The sequence below is a fragment of the Pedobacter sp. MC2016-14 genome, from assembly GCF_020991475.1.
Lineage (GTDB): Bacteria > Bacteroidota > Bacteroidia > Sphingobacteriales > Sphingobacteriaceae > Pedobacter.
This window is the reverse complement of sequence record NZ_JAJMPA010000001.1, coordinates 571132-586367: the sequence shown is the minus strand read 5'-3', so window position 1 is coordinate 586367 and position 15236 is coordinate 571132. Positions and strand designations below refer to the sequence as shown.

Sequence of the window (15236 nt, the reverse complement as noted above, 5' to 3'; positions counted from 1 at the left end):
TTATATTATTGTTGTTATATAGCGTTTGTTGTAACGTATATTTGCAGTATGAAACCAGCAGAAATAAATGCTAAATGGAAAGTTTTACAGGAAAGGATTGCGAAAGAGTTTGATTCTGATCTTCCGGATCTGAAAGTAACGCTTTTCCTTATTGGTGTACAGGAATTAGGGAAAGGACCTGGTAAATACAGCAAACGGCAAAAAGAAGAATTGATGCATATTGCTACCTGTCGTTTGTTAAGTGAAATGGGCTTTTATGAGCTGGAGGGCCTGGATCAGGATGGCTGGCCACATTGGAAACTAGTAAAAGCTGTACCATCTTTTGCCATGATGGAGCAGGAACTTTTGCTTAAGTCACTGGCAGTTCAATACTTTGAAGATATTTATGGCGATGAACAATAAAAAAGCCCGAACGTTAATTTCGGGCTTTAACAATATAGGGATTGGTAAATGTTTTAGACAATTGTTGTCTTAGATTAACCTTGTGTTTTTGCTTCTGATTTCAATTGATCATTTGCCATAATTACAATCTCCACTCTACGGTTGGCAGCTCTTCCTGCATCTGTTGAGTTGTCTGCAATTGGCTCGCTAAAGCCTTTACCTACAGTGATCAGTCTTGAAGAGGGTACACCCTGACCAACTGCATAAGCTTTCACTGCTGCTGCTCTTTTTTCTGAAAATGTCATGTTAACCGCTTCGGATCCTACATTATCTGTATGGCCTATTACCCTAACATCTGTTCCTGGGTATTGGTTCAGTGAGTTTGCCAGTGTTTTGATGTTATCTTTTGCTGCCTCTTTTAAAATGGCACTGTTAAAATCAAATAAGATACCACTGTCAAATTTTACAATAATACCTTCACCTTCGCGAATTACTTCTGCATTAGGTATTGCGGTTTGAATCTCTGCAGCCTGCTTGTCCATTCTTTTACCAATAAACGCACCAGCTGTACCACCTACAGCACCACCTATCAATGCACCTACAGCTGTGTTACCTGCTTTTTTACCTATTAATGCGCCAATTACACCACCTGCTGCAGCGCCTATACCAGCACCTTTTTGTGTTTTTGTTAAGCTATCGCAACTTTGAAGCATCATTGCACTTACTGCCAAGGCGATACTTAGGGTCGCTATTTTAAATTTAGAAGTCATCATAATAATTTTTTGTTATAAATAGTGCTTGTCAAACAGGATGCCAAATCTTATCCTGAGTCGTTTAATCCAAATTAGGCTGATTGTTAGTATCCTATGGAGTGTTATATTTTGTGCTGCCTCCGCACACCCCCCAAAGTGACCATTATTGTCTACAATGTTACCCGGAAAAATACGTTTCAAGTTCCTTTAAGGTGTTTTCATCTTTTTTAAAGTCTTTAATAACTATCCCTTTTTCCAATAAAATGATCCGGTCACAAACCTCAGTTATGTGGTTCAAATCATGACTTGAAATCAGCGTGGTCAAATTAGCATTACCTTTAAGGTCTTTTAATAAGGTTTTTAATCTAATTTGTGTAGTTGGGTCTAAATTAGCAAAGGGTTCGTCAAGGATAAGTAATTCAGGGTTTTGCATTAATGCAGCTGCAATACCTACTTTATTTTGATTGCCTTTGCTAAAATCACGGATGTATTTGCCGCTATTTAAAATCTCATCATTAAAAAATTCTGAATAGGCCGTCAGGTCTTGCTGTACTTGTAGTGCATTTTTGTCCTGCAAACTGCCAATAAAAACAAAGTATTCCTCTGGTGTCAGGTAGTCAATCAGGAAACCTTCATCTAAAAAAGAACTGGTGTAATCTTTCCATTCATCATTGGTTGAAACATTGCGTCCTTTTGATACTATTTCTCCTTCATCAGGTCTAATCAGATCTAGCAGCATTCTAAAAAGCGTAGTTTTTCCTGCGCCATTATTACCTACAAGACCAATCATTTCGCCAGCGTTAATGGTTAAATGCTCAATATTTACTACCGTTCTGGTAGCATAGTATTTCTTTAGCGATTTTATTTCCAACATGAGTAATCTAAATTTAATGTTCTCTAAAACCTGCTGCAATTTTATATTTCCTTTTGTTAAACTGCCTAACTAAAAAGTTTACCCAAAAACTACGTGTTATAATGCCTGCAAGGCCCAGTAATGCCAACGCAAAAAGACCCCAATATGGATTTGCGTAATGACTAACAGGTAAATAAATGATAAAAGGTAGTATGAAGACAGGCAGGCCCATAATCATGGTAGAAGCACCCACTCCCTGCCAGTTAAAGCCAGAGCTTTTACTTAGATCAATATACTTATAGTTTAGTGTTGCCAAATAAAGCACTATCACAGCACCAATTCCAATGCTGTAGAGGTAAGCAGCAAATTGAATTAACAACAGCTTCCAGCTCATAAATCCGTACAGACTTACCATAATAACCAGAAAGGTAGAGGATAAGTTGAAGAGTAGAAATTTCGCTTTGATGAAATTTTTAACACTCATTTTATTGGCCAGCATGCCGTCAAATTCTGCAGCCTGCCAACCAAACATAAATTGGCCATATAGAAGAACCATGTTTCCCGTCATAAAAACGGCGGCAAAAAGCATCATGCCAAATTCGTTTCTTTCCAGGTAGTTTTGCTTGTACAATAATAGGCCGTAAAATAGAAACAAAAGACCTTTGGCAACTGTAGATTTTGATCTTTTGTTTCTGAGGATGAGTTTAATTTCCAGGGCTGCCAAGACACCAACTGCGCCAAACCGTTCTAAAAAAGGATAATCTGTATTGGATTTTTTTTCAATACCAGCGCTCAGCTCTTCAATATATAGGTTTTTTTTTAAGTAAAGGGTATTTAACCGATAGCTCAGTATAGCTATAAATGGGAAAAGAAGAGAGATTAGAGGATATGCCGTAACTTGTTTAAAAACCAAACCAGATACTGCTGCTATAGAAAAAACCTTTAAATATTCCAGTAAGCCCAAGGCAATAATCAAGATGAGTCCCGCCAGTACTATTTTTAAGTTTGTTGTGGACAGGCGTTTTACATAAAGCGCAAAATAATTGTTAAAAATAGCCAGTGAAATGATGGCAATTAGATAGGCTGCTGTAACTCCTGCACCATATATTTCTTTGAGCTGAAGAAAGCAAAAGGGCGTAAAAATGAGCAGTGGTAGGTAATTAAAAACAGAAAACAGGGCCCTTATATTTAAAAAGCTTACCAATTTATGCTTTGGAATATTTAGATGCAGGTAGGGAACAATGGCCAGGGTTGGTAATTCCTGCATTTGAAGTCTGATTAAAAAATCAGTGGCAAAATAATAAAGGATTAAGCCATTAAATATATCAATCATGTCTTTTTGGGGAAAGAAATGTGGAATTAACATGCTCATGTAAACTCCAGTAAAAACAGCACAGGCAACTAAATAGAGTACTAAAATCCCCATTATAATTTGGACTGCAATATTGCCTCCTTTACTTTTAGACCTCCAGAAACTTTGCCACTGATGTTTTAAAAATATACCAAGCATTAATAGTTGTATTTATCTTTCCAGTTCTGTTTCAGTTTCTCTCTAAGTTTTTCTTCAGCGGGGTTTTTTCCTGGATCGTATAATTTAGTTCCACTGATTTCTTCAGGTAGATATTCTTGAGGGGAGAAATTCCCTTCATAACTATGCGAATATTGATAATCTTTTCCGTAGCCAATATTTTTCATCAGTTTGGTAGGTGCATTTCTAATGGATAGTGGCACAGGTAAATTTCCTGTCTGTTTTACCAGAGACTGGGCCTTATTTATGGCTTCATAAGATGCGTTGCTCTTTGCTGAAGAAGCAAGGTAGGTAACTGCTTGTGCGAGGATAATTCTAGCCTCAGGGTAGCCGATCACATTAACCGCCTGGAAACAGTTATTTGCCAATAACAGTGCGTTTGGATTGGCATTTCCTATATCCTCAGAAGATAGGATTAATAGTCGCCGGGCGATGAACAAGGGATCTTCTCCTCCTTCAATCATCCTGGCAAGCCAATACACTGCTGCATTAGGATCGCTTCCGCGAATAGATTTGATAAAGGCTGAAATGATGTCGTAATGCTGTTCTCCTGCCTTATCGTACAAGGCCAGATTCTGTTGGGCATGTTGAAGTACATTTTCATTGGTTAAAACAATTTTTGACCCGCCTATGCCATTCACTGCAATTTCCAATACATTTAGCAGTTTTCGGGCATCTCCACCAGATAACCTGATTAAGGCCTCATGCTCTTTTATGGTGATTTTCTTTTCTTTGAGGATGATATCTTCTTTGATGGCAGTTTGTAAAAGCCCAGACAGCTCTGCTTCATCCAGGGATTTTAATATGTAAACCTGACATCGGGAAAGTAAGGCGGATATGACTTCAAATGAAGGATTTTCAGTTGTTGCTCCAATAAGTGTTACTAAACCACGCTCTACTGCACCCAGCAAACTGTCTTGCTGTGATTTGCTGAAACGGTGAATTTCATCTATGAATAAAATAGGTAAACCTAGAAAACTATCTTTTAATGCAGCGGCCTTGTCTATAACCTCTCTGATGTCTTTTACCCCAGAATTGATGGCACTGAGATTGAAAAACGGGCGGTCCAAAGCTTCGGAAATGATATAAGCGAGCGTGGTTTTGCCTACACCTGGTGGCCCCCAGAAAATCATGGATGGTAGCTGACTGCTTTGAATTGCCTTCCGCAATACAGCATCTGGTCCAACCAGATGTTTTTGTCCCACATATTCGTCCAGATTCTGAGGACGCATTCTTTCAGCTAATGGAGGATGATTCTGCATATACTAAAGTAAAAATAGGGTACAACAATTATTGCACCAAGGCAATTATTGGGCTTCCTGAGTACCGGAAATTCCAGATGGCTTTGCGCTGGGTTTTTTCTTCTTCCAAACTTTTTTCTTTCCAGGCTGGTTCTTCTTTTCTACATGTGGCCTGTGTACCATTTCTATTGCTGATATCGCTTCAGATAGTGGCATCACCTCAATTTTACGCTCTATTAGCTTTTCTATGCTATCTAATTTGCGCTTATCTCTTGAGTTTACCAATGTAATTGCAGTTCCTTTAGTTGCCGCTCTCGCAGTTCGTCCAATGCGGTGTACATAGTCTTCTGCATCATGTGGTACATCAAAATTTACCACAAGGTCTATGCCTTCAACATCTATCCCTCTGCTCAGTACATCGGTTCCAATTATAATTGGCAATTGCCTGTTTTTAAAGCTCAGTAAGATGCTTTCTCTTTCTTTTTGATCAAGATCTGAGTGAAAGGCTTCGGCTTTTAGGCCTAATCTTCTGAATACCTTACCAAGGTCCTTTACTTTATCCTTAGTGGAAGCAAATACTATGATGCTTTTATACGTTCCTGTCTTTAAGATTTCGGTAAGTAAGGGAACTTTTTGCTCATCATGAACCTGATAAATTTGTTGAGAAATTCCTTCAGCAGGTTTGGAGATCGAAAGGCTGATTTGTTCCGGGTTTTTTAACAGGCTTCCTGCAAGTTTCCTGATTTTAGGCGGCATTGTAGCGGAGAACAACACAGTTTGCCGCTGCTCAGGTAAAAAGCTAACAATGCGCATAATGTCATCATAAAAACCCATATCCAGCATTCGGTCGGCTTCGTCCAATACCAAATGTTGTAATTGATCCAGTTTTAACGCTCCGGATGAAAGGTGAGAAATTAACCTGCCTGGTGTGGCAATGATAATATCCACTCCATCGCGCATAGAACGCTTTTGTTGTTCGTATGCAACTCCATCTCCTCCGCCATATACAGTTAAAGAACTGATATTCGTGAAGTAAGAAAGTGCCTCAACCTGAATATCTATTTGCTGTGCAAGCTCACGAGTTGGCGCAAGAATGAGCGTATTGTTGTGTCTTTCCTTTGTATTACTAATCATATTCATGACCGGTAAAAGGTAAGCACCTGTTTTGCCGGTGCCAGTTTGCGCACAGGCTATCAAGTCTTTTTTAGCTAATATCAATGGAATGGCTTGTTCTTGAATAGGCGTTGCATTGCGGAAGCCCATCGCCATTAAACCCTCTAATAAATCGGGGTTAAAATTAAAATCTTTAAAATCCAATATTTTAATTTGTTAGTATGTATTGCATAAAAGTAACCATTTATAACGGAAATAAATATTTTTCTGCTGTTCTTTCTAAAGCTTGTTAAAAGCCTGCAGAGGTAACTCTATTTACTTGGCCTTGTCTGCATAGCCAAAAACCTTTTGCAAGAGGGTTGTGGACCGTGCACCAACATTGCTCCTTATCTTTAATTCTTCCTGCGCAATTTCAACAAACATACCCTCAATTGCTTTTTGAGCCACGTAGGTAGATAGGTCCGTATTTACCGGTTTTACCAATGGCAATTTATTATATTGACCAGCGGCATCTGTCCAGTATTTCGTTGCATTTACTTTGTTTAAACTGTTGGCAATTACAGGGCTAAATTTGGCCATAAGCTGTGAGGTTGTAACTCTTTTAAAATACTCGGTTGCAGCATCTTTGTTGCCCAGCAAAATGTTGGTGGCGTCCGTGATGGTCATTTGTTTTACGGCCGATACAAATATTGGTTTTGCTTCTTTCGCGGCATCTTCTGCAGCCCGGTTTAAACTCAGGATTACATTATCGGCCAATGAACTTAGTCCGATGGTTCTTAATGTCTTTTCTACTTTCTGCGCTTCTGGGGGAAATAGAATTTTAACTGCCAGGTTGCCTAAAAAACCATCCTTTGCAGAGAGTCTGTCTGCTCCTGCACTGGTGCCAATCTCCAATGCCTGTTTTAATCCTTGTCCAATCTCCAATGCAGAAGGAGTGCCCAGGTTAGTTGGGATTTGTTTTAATATGTTGCCCAGCTTAGACTGACTTTGAACATCGCAACTGTTGAAGAATAGGGAAATGGTAAGGGAAAGACAAAGCAGCTTTAAAAATCTCATTTTGTGGGGTTATTTTGATGAAGGTAATAAAATCGTAGGGAGTATCAAAAAATATTTTTATACTTGATCATTAATAACGCCTATTTCTTTTGAAGTTTATAAAAAATAAAACTGGCCAACCTGACCAGGACGATGCTGCACTGGTATTACGCTACAAAAGTAGCGGGGATATTGAGGTATTGGGGCTATTGTACAGCAGGTATATGCATCTTGTTTTTGGGGTTTGCCTAAATTACTTAAAGGATGAGGAGCAAAGCAAAGATGCTGTAATGCAGATTTTTGAAGAGCTTGTGGTAAAATTAAAAATTCATGAGGTGCAAAACTTTAAAAGCTGGCTTCATGTACTTACCAGAAATTATTGTTTGATGTCTTTACGCAAATCTTCCAGGAATAATGTGGTGTCTCTTGATGATCCATTTATGGAAAACACGGAGTTTTTGCATCAGGATATAGATAGCACTAAGGAAGTGCAATTAACTGTGATGGAGAAATGTATGGAAAGCTTGCCTGTTGAGCAGCGAAAATGTGTGGATTTATTTTATTTGCAGGAGAAATGTTATAAAGAAGTAGCAGAAATTACCGGATATGAGCTGGTAAAAGTGAAGAGCTATATTCAAAATGGGAAAAGAAATTTGAAAATTTGCATAGATAAAAATAGCGGTGAATAGAAATTGGGCTGATATAGAAGTTTTGGAGGAGTACCTGGATGGTAAGCTTGACAGCAAAACGATGAATAAGGTGGAACGTGAAGCACTGGAAGACCCTTTTGTAGCTGAAGCGCTTGCTGGCTTAAGCATGTCTCCTAAGCGTTCCCTGCAGTCCATCTCCCTTTTGCAAAAGCAGCTAAATGCACGTATGGTGGAGCAGGAGACCACTAAAAGAACAGCTATAATTACCTGGCAACGATTAAGTATTGCCGCCGCTGCCGCAGTATTGTTTATTGCCATCAGTGTGATGTTTTGGATGCGGGAGCAGAATAAGCACGAGCTTAACCATAAACCCGTTAAAAAGGTAGAAGTAAATTTGGCGCCAAAACCTGCAAATGTACCTGTACAACCTAAGCTTAAAGACAGTGCCGCTAAAAAACAAAAGCCGCTTAAATAAGCAGCTTCGTTAAATTTTATGGTTTTTGTATTTAAAAGAAAACTTTGTCTACCAGAAAAAAGACAATAGCAGCCAGGGTTGCCGATACCGGAATGGTAAGTACCCATGCCCACAATAAACTAACAGTAACGCCCCATCTTACAGCCGAAACTCTTTTTAGAAGTCCTACACCAACAATAGATCCTGTTATGGTATGCGTTGTAGAAACCGGGATACCAAAATGTTCTGTAATGCCCAGGGTTACAGCACCTGCGGTTTCAGCAGCTACACCTTCAAATGCATTAACCTTGGTGATTTTTGAGCCCATTGTTTTAACAATTTTCCATCCGCCACTCATTGTGCCCAATGCAATCGCAGCGTAGCAGATAATTGGAATCCATTCTGGCATTGTTGAATTTGCCATGTTTGGATTAACAGAAATAATGGCTACAAATATAATTCCCATAACTTTTTGGGCATCATTACCACCATGGGTAAAACTAAGTGCCGCAGATGAAATTAATTGTAATCTTTTAAACCATTTTTCCGCAACTGAAGGTCGGGCATTCTTGGAAATGTGCAGAATGATAATGGATATAATTACGGAAATTACCATACCTATTACAGGGGCAAGCACAATAAAGGCCACCACTTTCAAGATAGGAGCTAAGTTAATTGCAGACATCATGCTTGAGCCCATAGTGAAAGCCTTTGCCATACCTGCACCCGCAAATCCACCAATTAATGTATGTGAAGAACTTGAAGGTATACCAAACCACCAGGTGAACAAATTCCATGAAATGGCGGCAATCAATCCCGCTAAAATAACTTCTAGTGTAATGTAGTTTTCTACAACTGTTTTGGCAATAGTGTTTGCCACTTTGTGATCTGTAAAATAGAAATATGCAGCAAAGTTGAATAAGGCCGCCCAAAGTACAGCCTGAAAAGGCGTTAGTACTTTTGTTGAAACAATTGTTGCAATAGAATTGGCAGCATCGTGAAAGCCATTAATAAAGTCAAAGCCAATTGCAAGGACAATCACAACAACCAATAAGGTAGTTATTACCATTTTTTTACTTGTTAAGCGTTCTTTACTAAAATAGATTCCAGCACATTTGCTGCATCCTCACATTTGTCTGTCGCCATTTCCAGCGTTTGCAGTACTTCTTTCTGTTTAATAAGTTCTATCGCGTTGGTTTCAAATTCAAACAAGCGTGCAATAGCCAGGTTACAAACGTAATCTGCCTGGTTTTCACCACTATTGATCCTTACGCATGCATCAGCAATTACACGGATATTTTTAAAACTTCTCAGTTCTTTAATTGCTTTCTCAAGGTCAGTACACATTTCTACCAATAACTCCGCAAGTTTAACCATTGCATCGCCAATATTGGTAACGCTGTACAGTTCAATGTTTGAAGCCGAAGCATGAATGTAATCAGCAATATCATCAACGGCACTTGCCAGGGCGTGAATATCTTCACGGTCAAATGGCGTAATGAAGTTTTTACTTAGTTCAAGAAAAATGGAATGGGTAATGTCATCCCCTACATGTTCTAAACGCTCAATTTCTTTGATATGCTCCTTTCTTTTTTCAAGGTCGCTGGAGCTTAAAGCAAGTAATAATACCTCAGAGATTTGCTTAATGTTACTGCCTGCTTGTTCAAAAAGAGGCTGGAATTTTTTATCCTTAGGTGTAAAGAACTTAAAAATATTGTTCATGTTGACATTTTAATAGTGTACAAAAGTAGAACTACAATGTTAAGTTAGTGTTAAGTATTTGAATTATTTTCCTGTTTTCTTAATTTAACCTACCTTTTCAAGTGTAAAAGCGAAGGTGGTGCCTATTTGCTGAGTGCTTCTAACAGAGATAATTTGCTGATGAGCTTCCAGGATATGTTTCACAATCGCCAGACCCAAGCCAGTTCCTCCTACTTCACGGCTGCGGTGAGAGTCTACCCTGTAGAATCTTTCAAATAGACGAGGCAGATGTTTTTCGTCTATTCCTATTCCATCATCAGTTACCTCAATTAAATACTGATCATGTAATTCAAAGATTTTAATAGCCGTAGAACCATGATCTTTACCATATTTAATAGAATTTGTAATCAGATTGATCATTACCTGACGTATTTTTTCACGATCTGCCATTACAAATGCAGGGTACATGTATTTTTCTTTGAAGAATAGCGTGATGTTTTTCTTCCTGGATTTGTCTTCCAGTCCTTCCATAACCTCTTTGGCTAAGACTACAAAATCAAATTTTTCAAAATTAATCGGTATTTCTCCTGATTCAAGTTTAGAGATGGAATCCAAATCCGTGATCAGGTAACTTAGCCGTTCCACATTTTTTTCCGCTTTCTTTAAAAACTTTTCTGCCATCTCAGGATCGTCTGTAATACAATCCTGTAAAGTTTCTATATAGCCCTGAATGGCAAAAAGTGGCGTTTTAAATTCGTGAGATACATTTGCCAGAAATTCTTTTCTGAACTGTTCTTGTTTTTTTAGGATGTCAATTTCTTGTTTTTTTGCACCTGCCCATTCTTTAACTTCATGTTCCACATCATTTATTGGATCGGAGCTTACATATTCACCCAGCGCATCTTTAAGGTCTTTGCCTAATTTGAGATTATGAATCAGCTTATATATAAGCTTGATTTTAGAGTAGATATATTTTTCCAGCAGGTAGTAAAATACAATGAAACTAGTGATAAACGATACACCGAAAGAGATCAGCATGTAGTACCAGCTTTGCTGGAAATAGAAATTGACGAGGCCAATGGAGAGTCCTACTGCCATGGCCGTAATGAATACGAGTACACTTAGTTTCATAAAGGCAATTTACAAGAAAATTTAAGATCCCAATTGCTTTTCTGTTAGATATTTCCAATATCTTTTTGGAACATGTTGTAAATGAAGTTTGGTGTTTTTTCTGGATGTTATATTTGTGCTTTTAAAGTAATCTTTCCATAATATAGAGTAGAGCGATTCTTTTTCTGAATCCCTATTGGCAGATGGCTTATTCAGGTTTCTCTCTTCGCTAATTTCCATACGGATTTCTTCAACTAAATCAAGGTTATAATAAAGCCCATAATGTCTTTTCAGATCGTAAATAATCCATCGCTGATCTGCATATCTTTTTTGAAAGTGATTTAGTATTAGTGGTAAAACATTAAAGTCGGGCTCAATACCACAATAAAATATTCCATCTGCAGAATGCTGAAACCTGATAAAAGCTTCCATTCTATGTTTTTCACGTTCCACTTTTCGGGCCATTTTAGCTACTGCCAGCACGTAAGTATTTCCATAATTAGAAGTTGAACCTTCCGGACTACTGAAAACGTAACAGATAAATTCAAATAGGTTATTTAGCGCTTCATTTTGTTCTGATAAGAAGCAGCAGTAGCATCGCCTTAGCCAAATTTTATCTAGCTTTTTCTGCAAACCTTTCCAGACCCGGTCTGCTTTTTTGGTATCGTTGAATATTTCTAACGTATCGGAAAAGGCATCAGGCTGATAATTTTTTTTATCAATGAGCTTTATTTTTCCCGGTTTGCGTTCAAACCATTCAAAAACAGCGCATAATATGCCTTCGAGGCTGCCGTCTATACGATAAATTACCATTTAGAAAAGGCTGATTTGGTTAAAGTCATTTTTTAGGTACTTGCTTTTGCTCTCTGCCAGAATAAAGGATTTTATTTGAGTGCCTTGATAATCTTTTAATTGATAAGGAGTATCTGCACATTTGATAAAATGCCGGGCACGATTATAAGCTACACCTATTTTTTTAAGCTGATCTATCCTGAGCTTTCCAAACTTACGGGCTTCTACGATTTTCTTAGCTGAACCGAGGCCAATACCTGGTATTCGTAAAATTAGCTGGTAAGGCGCAACATTTATATCTACCGGAAAATGTTGTAGATTTCTTAATGCCCAACTCAGTTTAGGGTCGATGTCAATATCCAGGTGCGGATTGGCATCATTCAGGAGTTCATTAACATTGAATCCATAGAACCTCATCAGCCAATCTGTTTGGTATAACCGGTTCTCCCTTATTAATGGAGGCTGAGTTCCAAGTATAGGTAGCCTGTTGTCATTGCTTATAGGGATGTAACCTGAATAGTAGACCCGCTTAAGAGAAAAGTTTTTGTAAAAAGTATCAGCAGTATGCATAATTTCCTTATCCGTTTCGGGTGTGGCACCAATTACCATCTGCGTACTTTGACCGGCAGGTACAAATTTTGGGACTTTTTTAATGAGTTTTCGCTCTTCCTTAAACTGGATAATATGATTTTGAACCATGCCTAATGGTTTAATAACATCATTGTGGCTTTTATCAGGTGCTAATAATTTCAGGCCCTGTTCTGTAGGCATTTCTAAATTTATACTCATCCTGTCGGCATACATGCCTGCTTCCCTTATTAAATCATCACTTGCACCAGGGATGGTTTTTAAATGGATATAGCCGTTAAATCGTTCTTCCAGACGCAGCTTTTTAACTACCCGTAATAACCTTTCCATAGTAAAATCTGCATTTTTGAAAATCCCGGAACTTAGAAATAATCCTTCTATATAATTTCTCCGGTAAAAATTCATGGTCAAAGAAACAACTTCCTCAACACTGAATGCCGCTCGCTCTATGTCATTACTTTTACGTGATACGCAATAAGCGCAGTCAAAAATGCAATGGTTTGTAAGCAATATTTTAAGCAGGGAAACACAGCGCCCATCTTCAGTATAGGTATGGCATATGCCAGAAGCGTGACTATCGCCTAATCCCTTATTGTCGTTTTTCCTTGTTCCACCGCTAGAGGAACAGGATACATCGTATTTAGCCGCATCGGCCAGGATGTTTAATTTTTCTCTAATCCGTTCTGACATAAAAGCTACATTTGCTAACAAATGTAGCTAATAAAACTAATTTTATTAGTTTTATTTTTCTCCAGACCATTCTCCGTAAAACTGTTCCAGGTACAATTCCATGAATTGATGCCGTTGCGCTGCCATCTGCTTTCCTGTACTTGTTTTCATCAGGTCTTTTAGTAGCAAGAGCTTCTCATAAAAGTGATTAATGGTAGGCGCTTCTGATTTTTTATAGGACTCTTTATCAATATGTTTTACAGGAGGTTGTGCCGGATCGTACATCAGCCTGTTTTTATATCCTCCATAAGTGAAAGCGCGCGCAATACCAATTGCCCCAATAGCATCCAGCCTGTCTGCATCCTGTACGATGTCTAGTTCTTTAGATTGAAATGTTACCTGGTCAAGACTGGCTTTATAACTTAAATTCCTGATAATGTTTTGTACATGAAGAATAAAATCAGGAGCTAAGCCCAGGCTTTTTAAAAAGTTACCCGCTATAACCGGCCCTAACTCTTCATCGCCATTGTGGAATTTGCTATCCGCAATATCGTGAAGCAAAGCAGCCATTATAACGGTTAACTCATCTCCTTCTTCCTGTGCGTTTATAGTGAGCGCAGTTTTGTAAACTCTTTCAATATGAAACCAGTCATGTCCGGCTTCAGCACCATCTAGCTTCTCTTTTACGAATTGAATCGTTTTATTTAGAAGAAGTGTCTTCATCGGGGAAAAGGATATCTAGGATGTCTCTTTTTTCGAAGTAAAGAAGTTTTAACGGATCGATTTCCATTACCATAGAAACTTTAAACAGCCTGTCTAAAGTTAACTTGCTATATCCAAGTTCAATTTTACTATATGCATTTTGAGAGATACCTAATTTGGCAGCCAGATAGTCTTGAGTATAATTTCTAAACTCTCTAACTTTTCTAATGTTTGCTGCTACAACTTTTGTTCGCGAATCCAGGGGATCTTTCATACGATTTAAATTTAAATTTATAATATATTAAGAAGTACAAACGAAAAAAAAGAGCTTGTAGATTTTAATACTTCTTTTTTTAAGTACCTTAATATTCTATTGCAAAATAGTGTAAATACACCATAAATCACAACATCAAAGAATAATGATGTTATATTGACAATTGAATTCTGATTGCGATAGATACCTAATTCGTTTTCTTTTCAAAAGGTACTTCTCTTCTTGTGCCCTCGTACAATTCGTACTCAAGCATCCGGCAATCCAATTTTCCATTGTAAAATTCAATCTTTCTGGAAGCCTTTAAGCCTATTTTTTTTGCGAGGTCTGGATTTCCGGTAAAGATGTATCCCGTATACCCTTTACATTCTTTTTTTAGAAAGTCTCCAACTCTTTTGTAGGTTTCTTCCAGTTTAGAATGTACGCCCAAGCGTTCTCCGTATTCGGGATTAAATACTACTATCGCTTTCCCGCCAGGGATGGTTTCTGGCACCATGGTTTCTGCAAAATCGCATACCTCAAAAGTAATGAGGGAATCTACCCCGGCAGTTTTGGCATTTTTACGACTAACATCAACCGCGTCTTCAGAGAGGTCGGTTGCCACAATTTTCAAGTCAATATTTTTGATCACCTGATCTTTTAGAATTCTTCTTTCGGCAAAGAAAATTTCCTCGTCGTATCCTAAAATATGCATAAAGCCATAGTTCATTCTATATAAACCAGGGCGTCGGTTGGTGGCAATCATTGCGGCTTCAATAGCCAAAGTACCGGATCCGCACATTGGATTTACAAAAGGAGATTTTTGATCCCATTGCGTGCTAAATATAGTTGAAGCGGCCAGGGCTTCCAACATTGGCGCTTTACCCGGAATTTTACGATAGCCATGCTTTGCCAGTGTTTCTCCGGAGCTGTCTATAAAAATGTCGGCTTCGTCGTCTTTCCAATATAAATGTACAACAGCTTTGTTTGCGTCAGAGCCCGAATTAGGACGAATTCCTTTTTTGTCTTTAATGCGGTCTACTATTGCATCCTTAACTTTTAAGTTGGCGAATAAGGGCGTGGTAATGGTGGCATTATCAACATTGGAGCTTACCGAAAAATAACCGGAAAAATCAATAAGCTCTTCCCATGCCATGTCTGCCAGTTCTCGGTAAAGCTCTTCCGGATTGTTTGCTTTAAAGCTCTTTAAGCAATATAAAATTTGACTTGCACACCTAAGGTTCAGATTTAACCTGATACATTCTGTTAGTGTAATATTTAACTCTACACCGGTAGGAAAATCTCTTATAATGGTGTAACCAAGAGCCTTAACTTCCTGAGCCAGGTAGTCTGACAGCCTTTTGTTGCAGGTAATAATAACCTTGCTTTTTGTGTGGAAAACTTGCATAATTATTGT

Annotated in this window: 17 protein-coding genes; 3 read left to right on the top strand and 14 right to left on the bottom strand. The window is 38.3% G+C overall.

Going from position 1 to position 15236, the window contains the following annotated elements; translation table 11 throughout:
• Positions 1–48 precede the first annotated feature (48 nt).
• The gene (locus tag LPB86_RS02400; RefSeq protein WP_230640947.1) at positions 49–402 is read left to right on the top strand and encodes a hypothetical protein; all 354 of its coding nucleotides are present in this window, start codon (positions 49–51) and stop codon (positions 400–402) included.
• A 74-nt stretch (positions 403–476) separates the two neighbouring features.
• Here the strand turns inward: LPB86_RS02400 and LPB86_RS02395 are convergent, their stop codons facing one another.
• The 6 genes from LPB86_RS02395 to LPB86_RS02370 form a co-directional block, all read right to left on the bottom strand.
• Positions 477–1154 (bottom strand): OmpA family protein, encoded by a 678-nt coding sequence (locus LPB86_RS02395; protein WP_230640946.1) that lies wholly within the window; start codon positions 1152–1154, stop codon positions 477–479.
• A gap of 157 nt (positions 1155–1311) precedes the next feature.
• Positions 1312–2007 carry an ABC transporter ATP-binding protein gene (locus tag LPB86_RS02390; RefSeq protein ID WP_230640945.1) on the bottom strand — a complete coding sequence of 232 codons (696 nt, stop codon included), beginning with the start codon at positions 2005–2007 and terminating at the stop codon, positions 1312–1314.
• A gap of 13 nt (positions 2008–2020) precedes the next feature.
• The gene (locus LPB86_RS02385) at positions 2021–3496 is read right to left on the bottom strand and encodes a DUF5687 family protein (RefSeq protein ID WP_230640944.1); all 1476 of its coding nucleotides are present in this window, start codon (positions 3494–3496) and stop codon (positions 2021–2023) included.
• Positions 3496–4776, bottom strand: a complete 1281-nt coding sequence (locus LPB86_RS02380) for a replication-associated recombination protein A (protein ID WP_230640943.1) — start codon at positions 4774–4776, stop codon at positions 3496–3498. Before LPB86_RS02380 ends, LPB86_RS02385 begins: the two co-directional genes overlap by 1 nt.
• A 45-nt stretch (positions 4777–4821) precedes the next feature.
• Positions 4822–6072: a DEAD/DEAH box helicase gene (locus LPB86_RS02375; protein ID WP_230640942.1), complete on the bottom strand. Its 1251-nt coding sequence runs from the start codon at positions 6070–6072 to the stop codon at positions 4822–4824.
• A 111-nt stretch (positions 6073–6183) separates the two neighbouring features.
• The gene (locus tag LPB86_RS02370; protein WP_230640941.1) at positions 6184–6924 is read right to left on the bottom strand and encodes a DUF4197 domain-containing protein; all 741 of its coding nucleotides are present in this window, start codon (positions 6922–6924) and stop codon (positions 6184–6186) included.
• An 89-nt stretch (positions 6925–7013) separates the two neighbouring features.
• Between LPB86_RS02370 and LPB86_RS02365 the strand changes: the two genes are divergently transcribed.
• Together LPB86_RS02365 and LPB86_RS02360 are read left to right on the top strand one after the other, a co-directional pair.
• Positions 7014–7592, top strand: coding sequence for an RNA polymerase sigma factor (locus tag LPB86_RS02365; RefSeq protein WP_230640940.1), 579 nt, complete (start codon positions 7014–7016; stop codon positions 7590–7592).
• Positions 7585–8028, top strand: coding sequence for a hypothetical protein (locus LPB86_RS02360; RefSeq protein WP_230640939.1), 444 nt, complete (start codon positions 7585–7587; stop codon positions 8026–8028). Before LPB86_RS02365 ends, LPB86_RS02360 begins: the two co-directional genes overlap by 8 nt.
• A gap of 31 nt (positions 8029–8059) precedes the next feature.
• Here the strand turns inward: LPB86_RS02360 and LPB86_RS02355 are convergent, their stop codons facing one another.
• From LPB86_RS02355 to LPB86_RS02320, 8 genes are all read right to left on the bottom strand, one after another.
• Positions 8060–9076 (bottom strand): inorganic phosphate transporter, encoded by a 1017-nt coding sequence (locus LPB86_RS02355; RefSeq protein WP_230640938.1) that lies wholly within the window; start codon positions 9074–9076, stop codon positions 8060–8062.
• A gap of 11 nt (positions 9077–9087) precedes the next feature.
• Positions 9088–9729, bottom strand: a complete 642-nt coding sequence (locus tag LPB86_RS02350; RefSeq protein ID WP_230640937.1) for a DUF47 domain-containing protein — start codon at positions 9727–9729, stop codon at positions 9088–9090.
• A gap of 84 nt (positions 9730–9813) precedes the next feature.
• Positions 9814–10839 carry a cell wall metabolism sensor histidine kinase WalK gene (locus LPB86_RS02345; RefSeq protein ID WP_230640936.1) on the bottom strand — a complete coding sequence of 342 codons (1026 nt, stop codon included), beginning with the start codon at positions 10837–10839 and terminating at the stop codon, positions 9814–9816.
• A 21-nt stretch (positions 10840–10860) separates the two neighbouring features.
• Positions 10861–11631, bottom strand: coding sequence for a TIGR03915 family putative DNA repair protein (locus LPB86_RS02340; RefSeq protein WP_230640935.1), 771 nt, complete (start codon positions 11629–11631; stop codon positions 10861–10863).
• A complete protein-coding gene (locus tag LPB86_RS02335) occupies positions 11632–12888 on the bottom strand; it encodes a putative DNA modification/repair radical SAM protein (RefSeq protein ID WP_230640934.1) in 1257 nt (418 codons plus the stop codon).
• A 51-nt stretch (positions 12889–12939) separates the two neighbouring features.
• A complete protein-coding gene (locus LPB86_RS02330; RefSeq protein ID WP_230640933.1) occupies positions 12940–13590 on the bottom strand; it encodes an HD domain-containing protein in 651 nt (216 codons plus the stop codon).
• Positions 13568–13843, bottom strand: a complete 276-nt coding sequence (locus LPB86_RS02325) for a helix-turn-helix domain-containing protein (RefSeq protein ID WP_230640932.1) — start codon at positions 13841–13843, stop codon at positions 13568–13570. Before LPB86_RS02325 ends, LPB86_RS02330 begins: the two co-directional genes overlap by 23 nt.
• 187 nt (positions 13844–14030) lie before the next feature.
• On the bottom strand, positions 14031–15227 hold the full coding sequence (locus tag LPB86_RS02320) for a class I SAM-dependent RNA methyltransferase (protein ID WP_230640931.1): 1197 nt from the start codon (positions 15225–15227) through the stop codon (positions 14031–14033).
• Positions 15228–15236 lie beyond the last annotated feature (9 nt).